The sequence below is a fragment of the Streptomyces sp. Y7 genome, from assembly GCF_043195415.1.
In the GTDB taxonomy this organism is placed as follows: Bacteria; Actinomycetota; Actinomycetes; order Streptomycetales; family Streptomycetaceae; genus Streptomyces.
Genome location: NZ_JBIDDQ010000002.1, coordinates 278,906 through 295,492 on the forward strand (window position 1 = coordinate 278,906; position 16,587 = coordinate 295,492).

Genomic DNA, 16,587 nt, shown 5'->3' on the forward strand with positions numbered 1-16,587 from the left:
CCGGGCCGGCGTCGGCGCACTTCAAGCAAGTACTGGGCCACGGCCGGGTGAGAGCCTGATACGGCGCGAGGAGTCCGGCCGCGGCGCGTGGACTGCGGACCTGGCCCCAGCGCCGGCGTGGAATTGCTTCGCCGGCGTTCGTGTCCGCAGCAGCCCTCCGGCGTCAGGGCTTCGCCGACCGCGCCAACTTCCGCACGCCCTCGGCGGATCGGGTCGACGCCGCCGACAGCAGGGCGAACGCCAGGGCGAAGCCCAGCATGGTGAACACGCCCCTCGGCCAGAAGATGTGGCTGTCGACGAACGACCAGCAGGCGGCGAGCAGGACCGCGGCGCCCGGCAGCACCCGCACACCATGGCGACGGAAGAGCACGGCACAGGTGGCCAGCGACGCCACGGCCAGCCCGTACACCCCGATCCGGCCCAACTCATCGCCGGTGACGAACAGTCGACCTGCCGCCCCTCGCACTCCCCCGTCCACCACGACGCCGGCGGATATACCGGCCACCGCATCGAGGCCCGAGTAGTACGCGGCAAAGCAGAGACATCCGGCCCAGGACAGCACCGTCAACGCTCCCTCGGCGTCACGGCGCGGCCGTCCCCACAAGGGCACCACCAGTCCGAGCACGAGGAGGGGGAAGACGGGCAGCAGGGCTATGTGCAGTACGGCCCAGTGGCCCGCCGTCATCGACGTCAGATGCCGCGGGTGCATCCAGCCGGCGACCGCCAACAGCAGCGGAGCCGTGGTCACCAGAACCATCACACGCAAGGTACGCAGGGATCGCATCGGCTCACGCTAGGCAGGCACCCCGCACCGCGCGGCTCCCATCGGCCACGCGTAAGACATCCGTAAGGCGCGACCGGGAACGCCTCATCCCTGAGCGCCTCAAGTTCTTACGTAGGCATGACACGACGCCCAAAGACCCGGCCTCACACCGACACCACCCGCAACTCTGGCCCCTCCAGGGCATCAGCGCACCTGACGCCCCACCCCCAGAGGAGCCCCATGCGACACAACACCCGCAAGCGATCGAAGACAACACATCGCGTCATCGCCGCGACGGCAGGCCTGGCTCTCGGAGCAGGAGGGCTGATCGCGGTCAACGTGTACGCCTCCGCCCACGAGAGCACGAACAGCAACTCGACGAAGAGCGCCACCGACGGGTCGGCCGTGCCGTCCGGCGGGGCCACCATCAGCTGCCCGGATGTCGGTGCCAAGCTGACCTCGGTCCCAGGCCAGGCCAGGGCGCAGGTCGCCCAGGAACTCGCGCTGCTCGACAAACAGGTGGCCGAGGCCTATCAGCGACTGCGAAGTTCGACCAAGGCCATCCAGCAGGACAGCGACTTCGCCACCAACGCGATCATGACGCCGCTGAAGGACAAGCGCGTGGCGACCATCGACCGAATCACGATCGCGATCGGCCGGTCGGGCACCAGCCCACAGGGCCTCGAATCCCTCGCCACCTGCAGCCTGCGCGCCACCGGAGCCGAACAGCCCGCGCAGGAACAGGGGCAGGAGCAGGGCGACGCTGCCAGCCAGGGCGGCAACGGCCCCGTAGCCGCAGACTTCGTGGACATCACCACCGTCCGGCCCAATGTGAAGAGTCCTCGCAAGCAGCGCGGCGCATCCGTCGGAACCTTCACCACCCGATGCGGCGTCAACGCGAACAAGCTCTACAACTCCGACAACATCATCGTCGCCCCCGGCGTCGACAACGGCGCGCACCACACGCACGACTACGTCGGCAACCAGGACAACGACGCGTTCACCACCAACGAGGAGTTCGCCGCAGCCGCGACCAGCTGCCGCAACCAGGGCGACAAGTCCACGTACTACTGGCCGGTGCTCCGTCTGCAGGGCGGGGCGCAGGAGTTCGACGCCCAGGAGCTCGGCGGCGGCGCCGAGGGGAACACCGGCACGATCCTGACCGCCTCCAAGGTCACCTTGAACTTCGTCGGCAGTCCGCGCGGCAAGGTCGTGGCGATGCCCAAGTTCCTGCGGATCATCACCGGTGACGCCAAGGCCTTCACCAACGGCACCGCGAACGCGAACGCCTCGTGGAGCTGCACCGGCTTCGAGAACCGGCAGCTCACGGACAAGTACCCGACCTGCCCGCAAGGGAGCAGCCTGGTGCGTACGTCCAAGTTCCAGAGCTGCTGGGACGGCCGAAGCACCGACAGCGCCAACCACCGCTCGCACGTGGCGTTCGCGGACCCGAGGACCGGCGCCTGCCCGAGCGGCATGAAGGCCATCCCCCAGCTGGTCCAGCGCCTGATCTACGACGTGGACGCACCCAGCCTCGCCGACAATGGGAAGTCCAGCCCGTTCTACGCGGTGGACGGCTTCCCCGAGCAGATGCACAAGCCGATCACGGACCACGGCGACTTCATCAACGTCTTCGACGAGCGCCTGATGAACCGGATGGTGCAGTGCATCAACACCGGCCGCACGTGCCGGTGATCACCTGACCGCCGAGGAACCCTGCGGCCTGTCCATCGGCCGGTCCGGGACGACACCGGGCCGGCCACCGATCGAACGCATGCTGATCCATCCGTGAAAGCCGAGCCGCATGGACCGAGCGTGGGAAGAACGCAGCGTCCGCGAGGGAAGCGGAGGGGTCGACGGGTGCCCAGGGGGTGTTCTCAGGCACCAGTGGGGCACAACCGTCATGCGGCCACGGGCCCTGGCGTCGCCTGCTGCCAGGCCAGCTCGAACATCCGGCGAAGAGCGTCGATCCAGTCTCCCGCGGGGCACGGGTCGGCACTCCAGTTCCGGCGCCCACGTCCAGCACGACGCGCGCAGCGTTGGGCAGTTCACTACGGAAGCTGGAGCGCGATGCTCGCACGGACTGCTCGTCGTAGCGCGCTGACGCGGCGTAGCGGTCTGCGAGGGCCGTGGCAGCCGGAGTTCTGAAGCCCTCAGCGCGACGAGTTGGCCCAGTGTCCCGACGTTCGACCGGAGGGCCGGGTGAGGCGTCAACCCCGTGAACGCGACGCCGTTGACCACTCGTGTCGGTGCACGCCACCCTCGCGCCGTGCTGACCCCGGTGGCGCCCCTTCGTTCGGGTGACGCCTGGCATCCATCGATCCGGCTACGGGCAGTCACGCCTCGATGCTTGTCGTAGCTCTCTGAAAGGATCGCACATGCGCTTCCGTACCGCCCTGGCCGCCGCCGGGGTGCCCTGACCCTGATCGTCAGCCTGCCCACGTCGGCCTCCGCAGCCGAGGGTCAATTCGCGTACACGTACATCGCCGTGGACGGGAGTCCCCGAACCGCCACGCTCGACGACCCGGCGAGCGGGGAGTGTCACACCCTGCCCGAGGTGGCGAACCCAGCGGCCAGTTCGCCCGCCCACTCTCCGCGCAACCGGACCGACGCTACCGCAGTGGTCTTCACGGAGCCCGACTGCGAGGGCGACTGGTTCTCCCTGCGACCGCACACCGGATACGGCAGCGAGCGCCTCAAGCTCCGCTCGGTCGTCTTCTCCTGACTCCGCCCGGCGCACAGCACGGCCCGCGCCTCTCATCGCGCGCGGGCCGCTCTGCGCGGAGGTCAGCACGGAAGGGCGCGTGGACTGGCTGAGTACGTTCGAGCAGCTTGGATTTCTTCGTCACCCGGCGAGGGCGAGGTTGTGCAGGCGTGCGATGCCGAGCATGGCATGGTGCGCGCCGTCGCCTTTGAGGCGGCAGTCACGCAGGATCTTCCAGGACCTCATCCGGGCGACGGTGTGCTCGACGCAGGCGCGGACTTTGCGGTGGGAGCCGTTGTGTCCCTGTTTACAAGCCGGGAGTTCAACCTCGCCGCGTTCGCGGCGGTGCGGGATGAACGGGGCTATCCAAGAGGGCTCCGACGCCGAGATCACGCCAGACACGCCAAGATCATCTCACTCCTGAGCAGAGGCTCCGACGTATCTCTTCAGTCGTCGCGCGCCTTCCTCCACGGATAGCCGTAGTGGTCCAAGCGCTTCCGTTCGCCGATGGCAAGAAGGCCTGAAAACGCAGCCATTGCCAAGCTGTAAAGGGCGACCGGCAGGTCCACCCTCCCAAGGGCCACAGCACAGATGCCGCCGAAAAAGAGAGCGCCGACGAGACCACAGAGCACCGGATGGCGCAGGAACCGCCCGCCTGGCCGCAGGGGCGGCCGATCACCCCCAAACCAGCGATCGACTGCCCAAAATGCCCGCTTGAGTGCCCCCATCACTACGCCCCCTATCGCTGACATTCCCCGCTCGGGTGGAGTGATCGTAGAGGTCTGGGACCAACGCCGTCACGAGACCGGCGGTGAGTGAGCGAAGCCTCCCCTGTGCGCTGCTCCTTCGCCTCCCGCCCAACGCGGATCTAGGACGTAGGGGTGCCCCGCGGCTTATGACCAAGGGTTACACCGGCCTGCCTGATGGCCGGCTGGCGGCGGAGAGGAACAGCGGAACGATCGGGGGTGGGGTGCTCTCCCTGTCCGCATCGGCCCGGGCACGACGACCGTCGGATGGAACCTGCAGTACAGGAATGCCGCGGAACCGCGTTCCGCAGCATGGGCTATTGCCGTTTTGACTCCGACGCGCCGGCCGCCGATGGTAGATCACTGTCGCCCACGACGCCGACTATCGGTTGGGCCCAGCCTGCGCAGAGGTGAGATCAGGGACGAGTGTCCCCGTATCCGCGCGGGCCGGGCCCGGAACCGACAAGGACTTTCCGGCAGGGTCTAGAAGGCGCTGTTGTTGCAACCCATCGTCGAGCCCAGGTGCGTCTTCTGCGCGCCGGCGTCGCCTTCACCGTTGAGCCCGTTGCCCAGCAGCCCATTGAGCAGGCCGACCTGGCCGAGGATGTCGAGGTTCAGGTCGTGGGACTTGCAGTTGCTGCTCTGCAGGACGCTGTAGCTGTTTCCGCCCTTCTTGTCGCCGTGGCCGTCGAGACCCTGGGCGGTGGCGGTACCGGCGCTCAGGACGCCGACGCTGCCGAGGGCGACGACCAGGAGCGCGGCCTTACGAAGCTTGTGCATGTCATCTCCGATGAGAACGAGGTGTCGATCAGCGAGAGATCGACTTCATACGATCACGGAGAATTGAAATAGGAAATCTCCAAATGCACCCAGGGACACACCGAGGGCTCTCATTTACCGCGAGCACCGTCAGGCGAACGGCCGGTTCTGATTTCTTCGACAACTACCTTCTGACATTGCCCTCTGAGCGAGCGCCTCGCCACGACTCACGGGCCCCTGTCTCCGCCTGCGCCTGCGCCTGCGCCGGCGCCGGCGCCCAAGACTTCCGGCCAAGCGTGAGGCCGACGTCGAGCCGGAAGGCACATAGCGTCCGCAAAACGCTTCAGGGGCACACAGGCAGGCGACGCACCGCAGGGCCCACCGCGCCGGGGGCCCGCCCGCGCCGGCCTTCGACGAGCACCCAAGCAGCTCCTGAGCGCCGGTGCACGAGTCGGAAACCGACCTCGCCAGCTCGCACCATCAAGGGGCGAAGACATAACGGGCATCACACCTCGCCAACCGCGGGGCAGGTTCAAAGGATTGACACGTGCATTACAGAGGCTTTACGTTCCGGCCATCTGAGAGCGCTCTCAGACTCCCCTCCTGTGCAGACTTGAGGTGCGCATGCCATCCCCACGCAGACCGGCAGTCCTACTGCTTCTCGCCTCAGCGCTCACCATCGTCGGCCTGGTCCCGGCGGCCGTTCCGGCGGCCGCGGCCACCGTTCCCGTAGGCTCCGGCAGCTACTCCGACACCCGGCCTCCCGGCACATCGGGCCCCAGCACCAACACAGGAACACCCGTCACACCCAAGCTGACCACCGCCGCCCGGAACCGGCCCGTGCCCACCAACGACTGGTGGTCCTCCCTCGCCTTCCAGCGCTACGGCGACAATCCATGGTCGACCCCCATGTACGGTCACCCCCTCACCTACCAGGCCACATCCGGCGGGCTCGACGTCGGCTACCCGACGTCACCCGCGATCGTCGGTGACGGCCGACAGTACGAGTACGCCCACAAGCGCGACCTCACCATCGGACTCACCGGCCTCAACTCCCCCGACACCAAGGCCGATGACTGGTCCGACTGGACCGTCACCCCCCTGTGGTCCGACGGTGCCCGCACCCTGCGCACCACCATCGGTCACGGCTCCCCGTTCGTATACGCGAGGGGCTCCGGCGGCAACGCCCAGATCACCACCGCCGCCGCCCCCACCGTCTTCGCGGACCAGACGAACGTCCTCGGCATCACCGTCGGCGGGCACCACTACGCCCTCTTCGCCCCGACCGGCAGCGACTGGACCGTGGCGGGCTCCACCATCACCACCGGCCTCGGCTCCAAGGACTACTTCTCCGTCGCCGTACTGCCCAACACCGACGCGCTCGCGACGTTCAAGAAGTACGCCTACAGCTTCGTCACCGACTCCAAGGTCACCTGGAGCTACACCGGTGGCACCGTGAACGCCACCTACACCCTCACCACAGAGGCGAAGGAAGGCACCGAACGGGGCGCACTCCAGGCGCTCTACCGCCATCAGTGGCTGAACACCACGGACGCCCTCACCTCCTACACCTACGTCTCACCGCGCGGCACCATGAAGGTCCGCGAGTCGACCTCGTTCACCACGACCCAGAAGGCGGCTGCGGTACTGCCCGCCCTGCCGAAGTCGGACGGTGTGGACGCGGCCCGGCTACGCGGGTATCTGAACGAGGTCGTGAGTGCCGCCGACCCCTTCTCCGGGGCCACCGACACGTACTGGACCGGCAAAGCCCTCGGCCGCCTCGCCCAACTCGTACCGGTGGCCGAGCAGATCGGTGAGACCGGTATCCGCGACCGGCTTCTCGGCCTGATCAAGGGCAAGCTGCAGGAATGGTTCACGGCCGGCGGCGCCAACGAGTTCAGCTACGACCAGGACTGGAAGACCCTCACCGGCTATCCCGCGTCCTACGGCAGCGACACCGAGCTCAACGACCACCACTTCCACTACAGCTACTACGTCTACGCGGCGGCGATCGTCGCCCAGTACGACCAGGGATGGGCCGCCGACTCCGCATGGGGCAGCATGGTCAAGACCCTGGTGCGGGACACCGCCAACCCCAGCCGCACCGACAGCGCCTTCCCCTTCCTCCGCGGCTTCGACGTCTACGCCGGCCACAGCTGGGCGTCCGGCCATCAGGGCTTCGCCGCCGGCAACAACCAGGAGTCCTCCTCCGAGTCCACCAACCTCAGCGCGGCCCTCGTCCTGTGGGGCTCGGCCACCGGCGACACCTCGCTGCGTGACCTCGGCACCTACTTGCTGACCACCGAGTCGGAATCGATAGCCCAGTACTGGTTCGACGCCGACGAGCAGGTCTTCCCCTCCTCGTTCGGGCACGACACGGCAGGCATGGTCTGGGGCAGCGGCGCCGCCTACGCCACGTGGTGGACCGCCAACCCCGAGGAGATCCACGGAATCAATGTCCTGCCCGTCACCGGCGGATCACTCCACCTCGGCGGTGAGAAGGCCGCCATACGGCGCAACATCGCGGAGATGGAACGGGAGAACGGGGGCCCGGCCGTCGAATGGCGCGACATTCTCTGGGAGTTCCAGTCCCTGGCCGACCCGGCCACGGCCAAGGCCAAGTGGGACGCGGGTAACGCCGGATACACCCCGGAACAGGGAGAGTCCAAGGCCCATACCTATCACTGGATCAACACCCTCGACGCGCTCGGCGCCCCGGACGCGACGGTGACCGGTGACATACCCACCTCCGCCGTCCTCACCAAGGGGTCGACGCGCACATACGTTGCCCACAACCACGGATCGTCGGCCCGTACCGTCACCTTCTCGGACGGCAAGACCCTTTCCGTGCCGGCTCGTTCCACCGCGACCGGTACCGGTTCGGGGTCGCAGGATCCCGACCCCGACCCCGACCCGCCGACCGGGAACAGCTTCCAGCTGCGCAGCGGTGGCGTCCTGACCACGTCGACCGACGGCACCCTGGGCAGCGACACGATCGCCTCCGCGGGCGGCGCCAACCACGACGGCACCCCGAACCAGCCGCTCGTCTACGAAGTCCGCGGAGTCAACGGCACGCTCACCCAGGGCGTCGGAACCACGTTCCGGCTCCAGGTGGACGCCGGCACCACGGTCGGTCTCGGCCAACAGGCGCGCGTCAGCTACGACCTCACCGGTGACGGCACCTTCGACCGGACCGAGACCTACAACTACTTCGCCACCGACCCGGTCGCAGGATGGGAGGAGTACACGCAGACCCGCGGCCTCAAGGCGTCCACGGGCACCCTGGGCAACCTCAAGGGTGGAACCGTACGCCTCGAAGTCTGGAGCGCCATCGGCAACGGCACCGCCAGACTGCAGACGGGCACGGACAAGTCCGTGCTGGTGATCCCCTTCAGCTGATCCGCGAGAACCGTGCGGCGGGCAACGGCACAAGTCCATTGCCCGCCGCACCGCGACGTCCTCGAGCGGTGATCACTTCTCCCCGGCAACACTGACGTTCAGGAGAGCTCCGCTCCAACGAGCCTCGACTCTCGGACGCCGACTGGGATCCGAAGGGACAAAGCGCCGCCGCCCGGGCCCCGAGGTGGCTGGGTGGCGGCGCTGTCTTCTGTCGCCGTGTCAGGGCGTCAGGGGATCAAGGGGTCAGGGTCCAGTGGGCGATGTATCCGACGTCGATGGATGCCCGGTCCTGCACGCGCAGCTTCCACGTGCCGGTGAGCGGCTGGGCGGAGGCGTCGACCGTGAAGGTCTGGTCGACGTTGTCGGCGGAGCCGCCGGTGCGGTTGAGCAGGGAGTAGACGGTGCCGTTCGGGCCGACGAGGTCGACGGTCAGGTCACCGCGGTAGGTGTGGATGATGTTGACGTGGACCGTGGTGGTCGCCGAGGCGTTGCCGTCGCGGCCTGTGATGGTCACCGGCGATTCGACGGCAGCCCCGTTGTCGGGGATGTCCACGCGGGTGGCGTTGGAGTAGACGTAGGCGATCTGCCAGCTGAAGGCGTCTGTCGCGGTCGCTCCGGTGCTGTCGGTGACGGTGATGGTGACGTCGCTGGTGCCGAGGGTGGTCGGTGTGCCGCTGATCAGCCCGCTGGGGCTGACGCTGAGGCCCTCCGGCAGCCCGGTGGCCTCGTAGGTGAGGGAGGCTCCGGAGTTGGTGGTGTAGGCGTCCAGTTGGAGGTTGACCTCCTGGTTGACGCCGCTGATCTGGTCGGCGGTCGGGGCGAGGTTGACGCCGAGGGCGATGCGGTTGCCGACGTTGATGCCGGCCCAGGCGTCGGCGACGGCGAGGTAGGTCGGGCTGTAGGCGCCGAACAGGTCCGCGGCGGCCGACAGGGTGGCGGTGCGGGCGCCGGCGTAGTTGGTCGTGGAGGTCATGTACGTCGTCAGCGCGCGGTACCAGATCGCGGCGGCGTTCTGGATGCCGATGCCGGTGACGGGCTGTCCGTCGTACGTCGGGCTGTCGTAGGACACGCCGTTGACGGTCTTGGCGCCGCTGCCTTCGGAGAGCAGATAGAAGAAGTGGTTCGCGGGGCCCGAGGAGTAGTGGACGTCGATGCCGCCCAGGGTGGAGCTCCAACTGTCGCGGGAGGCCCCGTCCTTGGAGGGCTTGTCCATGTAGCGCAGCGGGGTGCCGTCACCGTTGATGTCGATCTTCTCGCCGACCAGGTAGTCCGCGGGGTCGGCGGACAGGTCCTCGTAGAACTCCACGGCGGCGGCGAAGATATCGGAGGTGGCCTCGTTGAGTCCGCCGGACTCGCCGGAGTACACCAGGCCCGCGGTGGCGGCGGTGACTCCGTGGCTCATCTCGTGGGCGGCCACGTCGAGTGCGGTCAGCGGGTGCGTGTTGCCCGAGCCGTCGCCGTACGTCATGCAGAAGCAGGAGTCCTGCCAGAAGGCGTTGACGTAGTTGTTTCCGTAGTGGGCGCGGCTGTAGGCGGCGGCACCGTCGTTGCGGATGCCGTTACGGCCGTGGGCCTCCTTGTAGTAGTCCCAGGTCGCCGCGGCGCCGAAGGCCACGTCGACGCCGGCGGTCTGACGGTTCGTGGGCCGGCCGTCACCCCAGACATCGTTGTCGTCCGTGAACAGCGTGCCCGTGCCCGAAGTGCCCTGGTTGAGGTCGTACGTCTTCTGCCCCGCGCGGTCGGGGTCGACGAGCTGGTACGTCGATCCGGACAGGGTGGTGCCGAGCGGGACCTCGCCGGCGTACTGGCCCGTGCCGGAGCCGGTGTGCACCTTCTCGGCGGCCAGGAGCTGCTTGCCGGTGGCGGCGTCGGTGACGACCTGGAGCTCGCTGGGCGTGCCGTCCTCCTGCGTGCCCTCGACGACGGTCTCCCAGGCCAGCACGGGCTTGCCGGAGCCGGCCCACACCACGAGCCGGGGCGCCCGCTCCGTACCGGAACCCTTGACCTCGGCCTTCTTCGACACGTCCAGTGCCTTGTCGGCGGCGCCGGCAGCCGTGATCTTCGGGGTGAGAGAGGACAGCGAGAGGTTGGCCTTGTTCGCCTTGGTGACGGTCGTACGACCGCTCTTGTCATGGACGACGAGGTCGCCGCCGAGGACGGGCAACCCGGCGTAGGTGCGCTCGTAGCGGGTGTGCGTGGTGCCGTCGGCGTCCTTGATGACGTCCTTGACGACGAGCTTCTCGTTGCCCCCGAGGCCGATCCGCTCCGCCGTGCCGGCCGCCGCGGACTGGGCGGTCTTGATCAGGGCGGTGCGGCGGGCGGGTGTCAGGGAAGTCTGGGCGGCGCCTGTGCGGGGTTTCGCGGTGATCTTCGCGGGGGCCTGGTCGGCCGGTACCGCGGCCGCGGGGCCGGGGGCGGCCAGGGCCAGCAGGGCCCCTACGGAGGTGAGGGCGACAGCGGCGGCGCGTCTGCGCCGGTTGGGAGTGCGGTGTCGCAGGGACAACGGGTTCTCCTTCAGTACGGCGGTGGCCCGTGGTGGGGGCCGTGGACGAGAGGGAGCGGCGGGGTACGCCGGTCCGATGCGCTGCACGGCATGCGGGTGGAAGGAGGTGGGGGGTGGAGGGAACGCGGTGGCACCATGTGGTGAACACGTCAAGGAACGGTGAACTTCTGCAGAAGAGTGGCACCATGACCGTCGAGTTGTCATGCGACTGCCAACTGCACGGCTCAAAATGACCAAGCAAGTCAGGCAAACTGGCACTGAGAGCGCAGATTTTCGGCCTCACCCGGACACGGCGGCCCTCCAGGACCGGGCGACTGGAGCGGAACAGGCCCCTCCCCCACGGCCTCGGCGAGCGCCCATCCGCGGGGCCGTATGCGGGAACTGGCCCGACCACGCCGGGGCCCCTCCTGGTACTCCTGCCGAGGGAACCGCCTGACCACCGTCAGCCGGCGGCCCGCATGGAATACTCGCCGACCCGCGAAGCCGTCCAGCAGTGGATGAGGACTTGGGGAAAGCGGGGCAAGCTCGTACGTCGTCATCCTCAACGGCGACTCCACCGATCCGCGAGGACCATCACTCACCAGGAAGACCCCTCGGCATGACCGCAAAGTACGACGTCAAGCGCGAGTTCAAGAAGTGCTATGCGCCCAGGAACACCGACTGGGAACTCGTGGACATTCCCGAGATGCGTTTCCTCGCCATCGACGGGCACGGCGACCCGAACACCAGCGCCACATATCGCCACGCGGTCGAAGCGCTCTACGCGGTCGCCTATACCGTCAAGTTCGCGAGCAAAGGCGACCTCGGCAAGGATTTCGTCGTCGGTCCGCTTGAGGGACTGTGGTGGGCGGACGACATGGACGACTTTCGGGCCAGGATCAAGGACAACTGGCTGTGGAGACTGCTCATCAACATCCCCGACTGGATCACTGGCGAGATGATCCAGGGGGCCAAGCAAGCCGCTATGGCGAAGAAGGCCCTCCCGGCTGTTCCGAAAGTTCGGTCGGAGGCCCTGCACGAAGGCATCAGCGCCCAGCTTCTCCACATCGGCTCGTACGACGACGAGACGCCGAAACTGACGAGGCTGCACCACGAGTTCCTGCCCGCCAACAAGCTCCGGGAGGTGGGGTTGCACCACGAGATCTATCTCAGCGACCCGCGTAGGACCGATCCCGCGAAGCTCAGGACGATTCTTCGGCAACCGGTAGAAGCGAAAACCGACTGAGCGACGTCGGCTGGACCGACCCCCACAACGCGGCGACTCCCTGGCCCCTCCGCCGGAGGGAAGCCCCCAACAGCGTCGTCCCGGCGGGGCGTTGGAGGCGGAGGCTTCGGACACGATGTCCGTGCGCTTGCTGGTGCGTCCCTGCCGGGGTGAAGCCGACAGCCGTGCACAGAGAAGTGCGGGCATCGGCGATACGAGCGCGCCGGCCGGTCGAGACCACAACCCTTCTCCCATGTGACGGGGATCACTGCAGGGCGAAAACCCGCGAGCCGACTCGGGCGTCTAGCGGGTGTGAGATCAGTGAGAGTGGCGCTGCACGAGTTGGACGAGGAGCGTCTTGTCCGGTTGGTGGCCAGGGGCGACCGTGCCGCGTTCGAGGAGTTGTACCGGCGCACGTCGCCCTGGATGGCGGTACGGCTGCGTCGCCGGTGTGGGGACGAGCAGATCGTCGCGGAGGTCATGCAGGAGACCTACCTGGCTGTGTGGCGCGCGGCGGACGCCTTCGCCGGGGCCGCGGTCGGAGGGACGGCCACCGGTTGGCTGTGGACGATCGCGGCACGCCGCATGGTCGACGCGTTCCGGCGCAGGGCCCATCACGCGGAGCCGCCTCCGTCCGCCGCCGTGCTCGACGCGGCGCCCGCCGCCGAGGACGAGGCACTCGCGGCGACGGTCGGCGGTGACGTCGGGGACGCGTTGCGATGCCTCGCGCCGGAACTGAGACAAGTACTGCAGGCCATGGTGCTCGACGGACTGTCCGTCCGGGAGACCGCGGTCCTGCTCGGGCTGCCCGAGGGCACGGTCAAGACCCGTGCGCGCCGGGCCCGGATCGCGATGCGGAGGGCGCTGGCATGAGTATGGAACACGCGTCGAGGCGGATCATCGAGGGGTATGCGCGTGGTGACGCGGGCCTCGCCGCCGACGAAGTGTGGGCCGTGGAGGCCCATTTGGAGACGTGCCGGGTGTGCCGTGACCGGCTGGCCGCCGTTGTCGATTCCGGGGTGCCCGCAGTGGCGGCGCTGGTGGACTCGGTGTGGTCCGGCCTCGAATCCCAGTTGGCGGTCACCGCCACGATGCCGCGCCGACGCCCCTGGTCGGCGCGCCTGTCCCGGTGGATGACGCCCACGATGGTGCCGTGGCTGGCCATGGTCGTGGGCGTGACGCTGCTCGCCCTGCTGCTCGACCTGGTCGCCTCCGATTCCGGTTTCGGTTCCGGTTCCGGTCCCGGCGAGGTGTCGCTGGTGCTGCTGTTCGCACCGGTTCTGCCCGTGCTCGGCGTCGCGGCGTCGTGGTCGCGCGGACTGGACCCGGCGTACGAACTGACGGCCTCGGTTCCCAGGGCCGGGCTCTATCTGGTGCTGCGGCGCACCGCGTCCGTGCTCGCCGTCGTGGTCCCCGCGCTGCTGGTGGGCGGATGGGCGACGGGGGTGATGGTGGCCCAGTGGCTGTTGCCCTGCCTGGCCTTCACTTCGACGACGCTGGCGCTCGGCGGTGTCGTCGGGGTCACCCGTGCCGCCACCGGACTGGCCGCTGTGTGGGCTGCCGTGGTCGTCGCGCCGACCCTGGCCACCAGCCGTACCACCTTCGCCCTGCAGACGGACGGTCTGCCCGTGTGGGCGCTGATTCTCGCGCTCGGCATCGGTGTCGTGATCGCCCGCAGGGGCGCCTACTCCGTGCTGGGAGCCCATCGATGACCATCGGAAAGGAACACCACATGATGCCCGCGGTGACCGCGGCCGACATCGCGCCGACGCCCTACGCCTGGGAGATCCGGGCCACCGGACTCAAGGTCAGGGTCGGCAGGAAACGGATGGCCGTCGACGGCCTCGACCTGTCGCTGGGCACCGGCGTACACGGTCTGCTCGGCCCCAACGGGGCGGGCAAGACCACTCTCATCCGGGCACTGGCCACCGTGCTGCGTCCGACCTCGGGCACCTTGGAGCTGCTCGGCGAGGCCGTCGGCGGCCGGGGCGAGCACCGTGCGCTGCGGCGCCGGATCGGCTATCTGCCGCAGGAGTTCGGCTACTACAAGCGCTTCACGGTACGCGAGTTCGTCGAGTACATGGCGTGGCTGAAGGAGGTGCCGAAGGCGGACATCCCCGCGGCGGTGCAGCGTGCCGTGGAGCGGGTCGGTCTGGCCGACCGTGCCGACGCGCGGATGAAGACCCTGTCCGGCGGGATGATCCGGCGGGCAGGCATCGCCCAGGCCATCGTCAACGACCCGACGATCCTGCTGCTGGACGAGCCGACGGTCGGCCTCGACCCGGCCCAGCGGCTGCGCTTCCGCGAGCTGCTGCAGGAGCTGGGAACGGACACCTGCGTGGTCGTCTCGACCCATCTGGTGGAGGACGTGGCCGCCGCCTGCACCGACGTGGTGCTGTTCGCCGAGGGGCGACTGGTCTTCCAGGGCCCGCCGGACGAACTGGCGTCCGTGGGCGGCCCGGAACACGAGGGCGACAGCCCGTTGGAGCGCGGCTACTCGGCCATGCTGCTCAACCCCCAGCAGGGAAGCGGCTCCTGGTGAACGTCCGTGTCCTGCGCATCGAGCTGCGGCGCTCCGTCGCCCCGTGGGCCGGCGCCGTCGTCCTGACGAGCGCGCTGGCGTTCCTGTACCTCCTGAACGCCGGATGGTGGAACGGCACCACAGCGTGGACAGCCCAGTGGACGTCCCTGGCGATGTGGACCCGCGCCCTGCTGTTCTATCTGTGGCCGCTGGCCGTGGGGTTCGGCGCTCTGCAGGGCCTGCGCGACCACCGTTCGAAGATGTCCGAGCTCCTGACGACCACACCCCGTCCCGCCTGGCACCGCGCGGCGAAGCCGGCGGGCGCGATGGCGATCACGTTGGCGTCGGCCTTCGCGCTGCTCGTCCTCGTGGGCGGGGTCCAGGTGTTCGCGCGCACCGAGTACACGCACCTCGGCTGGCTGCCGATCTCGCTGGTGGGGGCGCTGTTCCTGGTCGCGGGTGCCGTGCTGGGCATGGGCGCGGGACGGGCCCTGCCGTCCGTGCTCACCCCACCGGCGCTGGCCATGGCCGCCTTCGTGTTCACGGCGTTGATGCACATGTCGTTGGGCCGGACGCAGACGACCACGTCCGACGGGATGACGAACACGGATCCGAAGCAGATCTCCCTGCTGTCACCGGAGGTCGAAGAGGTGCGCAACGTGTTCGTCACGCTCTCCACCTCCGTGCACCTCGGGCAGACGATCTGGCTGCTCGGCATGGCCGCGACGGGCTTCGCGCTGCTGATCGCCGCGACGCCGCGCACCCGGCTGATCGCCCTCACGCCCGTCCTCGCGGGAGCGGCACTCGCCCTCCTCGTCCTCCCCTCCGACCCGCGCCGCATGTACGTCGTCGACGAGGCCGCCGCTGAGCTCGTGTGCGACGGCCCGGTGTGCGTGACCAAGACGCACGAAGACCGACTCGCCGACCTGACGGGCCCTGGCAAGGAGGCTCTACGCCTGCTGCACACCGCCCTGGGCGACCGGGCGCCGACCTCGGTCCGGGAGAACACGGCCGTACTGCCGCATGGCGCCACGCCGCAGTGGTCCAGCAAGACCGTGCTCCTCGACTTCGACGACGACATCATCGCCGACGCCGAGGGCGAGGAGCTGACCCGGGCGGTGATCGCCAAGGGCATGGTGCCGGGGTGCACTCCCGTCGGCTGGACCAGCGTGGGAGGGGACCTGTACGCACAGACGGTCGCGGCGAGTTGGGTCCTCGGCGACCTCAAGCCACTCCCCCGCTCTCTCCCGGCAGACCTGCGTCGCGAAGTCGACGCCGAGACCCGCGCGGCGTGGAAGGAATTCAAGGAGCTTCCGCGGACCGGCCAACGCGCGCGAATCGACTCGATGCGCGCAGTGGCGCACTCCTGCAAGGGCGACGCGTTCGACGCGCTGAGCGGCGGTGCGTCGCGGTGAGATGGCTGACGCTGTACGCCCGTTCGCGCCAGGTGCCCGCGTCGCTCGCCGCTGTGGTGATCAGCGCGGTCGCGGTGTGGGCACTCGCCCGGGACGGGTCCGAGGAACCCGTTGATCCCCGGCTGCCCGTACTCGTCCTCGCCGCGGGGGTGATGGCAGCCTCGACCGGCCTCAGCGGGCCGGACCACGCCCTGGACCGGACGGCCGCGATCCGCTGGGTCCCCCGCAGAGCAGCGCACGTGCTGCTCGCCGGCACGGTCGTCGCGGCGGTACTGCTGGCCGTGCAAGCGCTGGGCGAGGACATGGCCCCCACCACGTTCGTCGTCCGCAACAGCGCGGGCCTGACGGGACTTGCCGCCCTGGGCGCGGCACTCGCCGGCGGCCGGCACGCATGGACACTGCCGTTCGCCTGGCTGTCGTTCTCGTTCATCGCGCCACCGGCCACCAGTACGCCGATGCGGGTGGCCGGCTGGATGCTGCTGCCGCCGGACGCCGCAGCGGCCACCTGGACGGCCCTTGTCCTCGCGGCCGCGGGGACCGCCACGTACGCCGTCGCGGGGCCGAGACGCTAGC

The 16,587-nt window shown here is 68.9% G+C and carries 11 protein-coding genes and 1 pseudogene; 8 read left to right on the plus strand and 4 right to left on the minus strand.

The window, feature by feature from the left end; genetic code table 11:
* Window positions 1–163: 163 nt before the first annotated feature.
* Complete coding sequence (locus ACGFW6_RS07220) at window positions 164–757, minus strand: hypothetical protein (protein WP_393505569.1); 594 nt, start codon at window positions 755–757, stop codon at window positions 164–166.
* 246 nt (window positions 758–1,003) lie between these two features.
* On the opposite strand from ACGFW6_RS07220, the gene ACGFW6_RS07225 reads away from it, so the two are divergent.
* Complete coding sequence (locus ACGFW6_RS07225; protein ID WP_393505571.1) at window positions 1,004–2,458, plus strand: DUF1996 domain-containing protein; 1,455 nt, start codon at window positions 1,004–1,006, stop codon at window positions 2,456–2,458.
* Window positions 2,459–3,608: 1,150 nt separating this feature from the next.
* On the opposite strand, the pseudogene ACGFW6_RS07230 reads toward ACGFW6_RS07225, so the two are convergent.
* Both ACGFW6_RS07230 and ACGFW6_RS07235 read right to left on the minus strand, forming a co-directional pair.
* A pseudogene (locus ACGFW6_RS07230) lies at window positions 3,609–3,821 on the minus strand (IS5/IS1182 family transposase); the annotation flags it as partial.
* 875 nt (window positions 3,822–4,696) lie between these two features.
* On the minus strand, window positions 4,697–4,993 hold the full coding sequence (locus ACGFW6_RS07235) for a hypothetical protein (protein WP_393505573.1): 297 nt from the start codon (window positions 4,991–4,993) through the stop codon (window positions 4,697–4,699).
* 603 nt (window positions 4,994–5,596) lie between these two features.
* Here ACGFW6_RS07235 and ACGFW6_RS07240 point away from each other — a divergent pair.
* Entirely contained in the window at window positions 5,597–8,371 is a 2,775-nt protein-coding gene (locus ACGFW6_RS07240) for a glycosyl hydrolase (protein WP_393505575.1), read from the plus strand.
* 235 nt (window positions 8,372–8,606) lie between these two features.
* On the opposite strand, the gene ACGFW6_RS07245 is transcribed toward ACGFW6_RS07240, so the two are convergent.
* Window positions 8,607–10,874: a M4 family metallopeptidase gene (locus tag ACGFW6_RS07245; protein ID WP_393505577.1), complete on the minus strand. Its 2,268-nt coding sequence runs from the start codon at window positions 10,872–10,874 to the stop codon at window positions 8,607–8,609.
* 598 nt (window positions 10,875–11,472) lie between these two features.
* On the opposite strand from ACGFW6_RS07245, the gene ACGFW6_RS07250 reads away from it, so the two are divergent.
* The 6 genes from ACGFW6_RS07250 to ACGFW6_RS07275 all read left to right on the plus strand — a co-directional run bounded on the left by ACGFW6_RS07250 (window position 11,473) and on the right by ACGFW6_RS07275 (window position 16,586).
* Window positions 11,473–12,099: a GyrI-like domain-containing protein gene (locus tag ACGFW6_RS07250; protein WP_393505579.1), complete on the plus strand. Its 627-nt coding sequence runs from the start codon at window positions 11,473–11,475 to the stop codon at window positions 12,097–12,099.
* A 300-nt stretch (window positions 12,100–12,399) separates the two neighbouring features.
* On the plus strand, window positions 12,400–12,951 hold the full coding sequence (locus ACGFW6_RS07255) for an RNA polymerase sigma factor (RefSeq protein ID WP_393505581.1): 552 nt from the start codon (window positions 12,400–12,402) through the stop codon (window positions 12,949–12,951).
* Complete coding sequence (locus tag ACGFW6_RS07260) at window positions 12,948–13,790, plus strand: zf-HC2 domain-containing protein (protein ID WP_393505583.1); 843 nt, start codon at window positions 12,948–12,950, stop codon at window positions 13,788–13,790. The genes ACGFW6_RS07255 and ACGFW6_RS07260 overlap by 4 nt, the downstream gene beginning before the upstream one ends.
* On the plus strand, window positions 13,787–14,620 hold the full coding sequence (locus ACGFW6_RS07265) for an ABC transporter ATP-binding protein (RefSeq protein WP_393505585.1): 834 nt from the start codon (window positions 13,787–13,789) through the stop codon (window positions 14,618–14,620). The genes ACGFW6_RS07260 and ACGFW6_RS07265 overlap by 4 nt, the downstream gene beginning before the upstream one ends.
* Entirely contained in the window at window positions 14,617–16,014 is a 1,398-nt protein-coding gene (locus tag ACGFW6_RS07270; protein ID WP_393505587.1) for a hypothetical protein, read from the plus strand. The genes ACGFW6_RS07265 and ACGFW6_RS07270 overlap by 4 nt, the downstream gene beginning before the upstream one ends.
* Window positions 16,011–16,586: a hypothetical protein gene (locus tag ACGFW6_RS07275; protein WP_393505589.1), complete on the plus strand. Its 576-nt coding sequence runs from the start codon at window positions 16,011–16,013 to the stop codon at window positions 16,584–16,586. The genes ACGFW6_RS07270 and ACGFW6_RS07275 overlap by 4 nt, the downstream gene beginning before the upstream one ends.
* Window position 16,587 lies beyond the last annotated feature (1 nt).

Bases quoted from the DNA above. Each gene is read 5' to 3' on its own strand.
- ACGFW6_RS07250 (WP_393505579.1), top strand. From the start codon at position 11,473: ATGACCGCAAAGTACGACGTCAAGCGCGAGTTCAAGAAGTGCTATGCG.
- ACGFW6_RS07235 (WP_393505573.1), bottom strand. From the start codon at position 4,993: ATGCACAAGCTTCGTAAGGCCGCGCTCCTGGTCGTCGCCCTCGGCAGC.
- ACGFW6_RS07240 (WP_393505575.1), top strand. From the start codon at position 5,597: ATGCCATCCCCACGCAGACCGGCAGTCCTACTGCTTCTCGCCTCAGCG.
- ACGFW6_RS07265 (WP_393505585.1), top strand. From the start codon at position 13,787: ATGACCATCGGAAAGGAACACCACATGATGCCCGCGGTGACCGCGGCC.
- ACGFW6_RS07260 (WP_393505583.1), top strand. From the start codon at position 12,948: ATGAGTATGGAACACGCGTCGAGGCGGATCATCGAGGGGTATGCGCGT.
- ACGFW6_RS07220 (WP_393505569.1), bottom strand. From the start codon at position 757: ATGGTTCTGGTGACCACGGCTCCGCTGCTGTTGGCGGTCGCCGGCTGG.
- ACGFW6_RS07225 (WP_393505571.1), top strand. From the start codon at position 1,004: ATGCGACACAACACCCGCAAGCGATCGAAGACAACACATCGCGTCATC.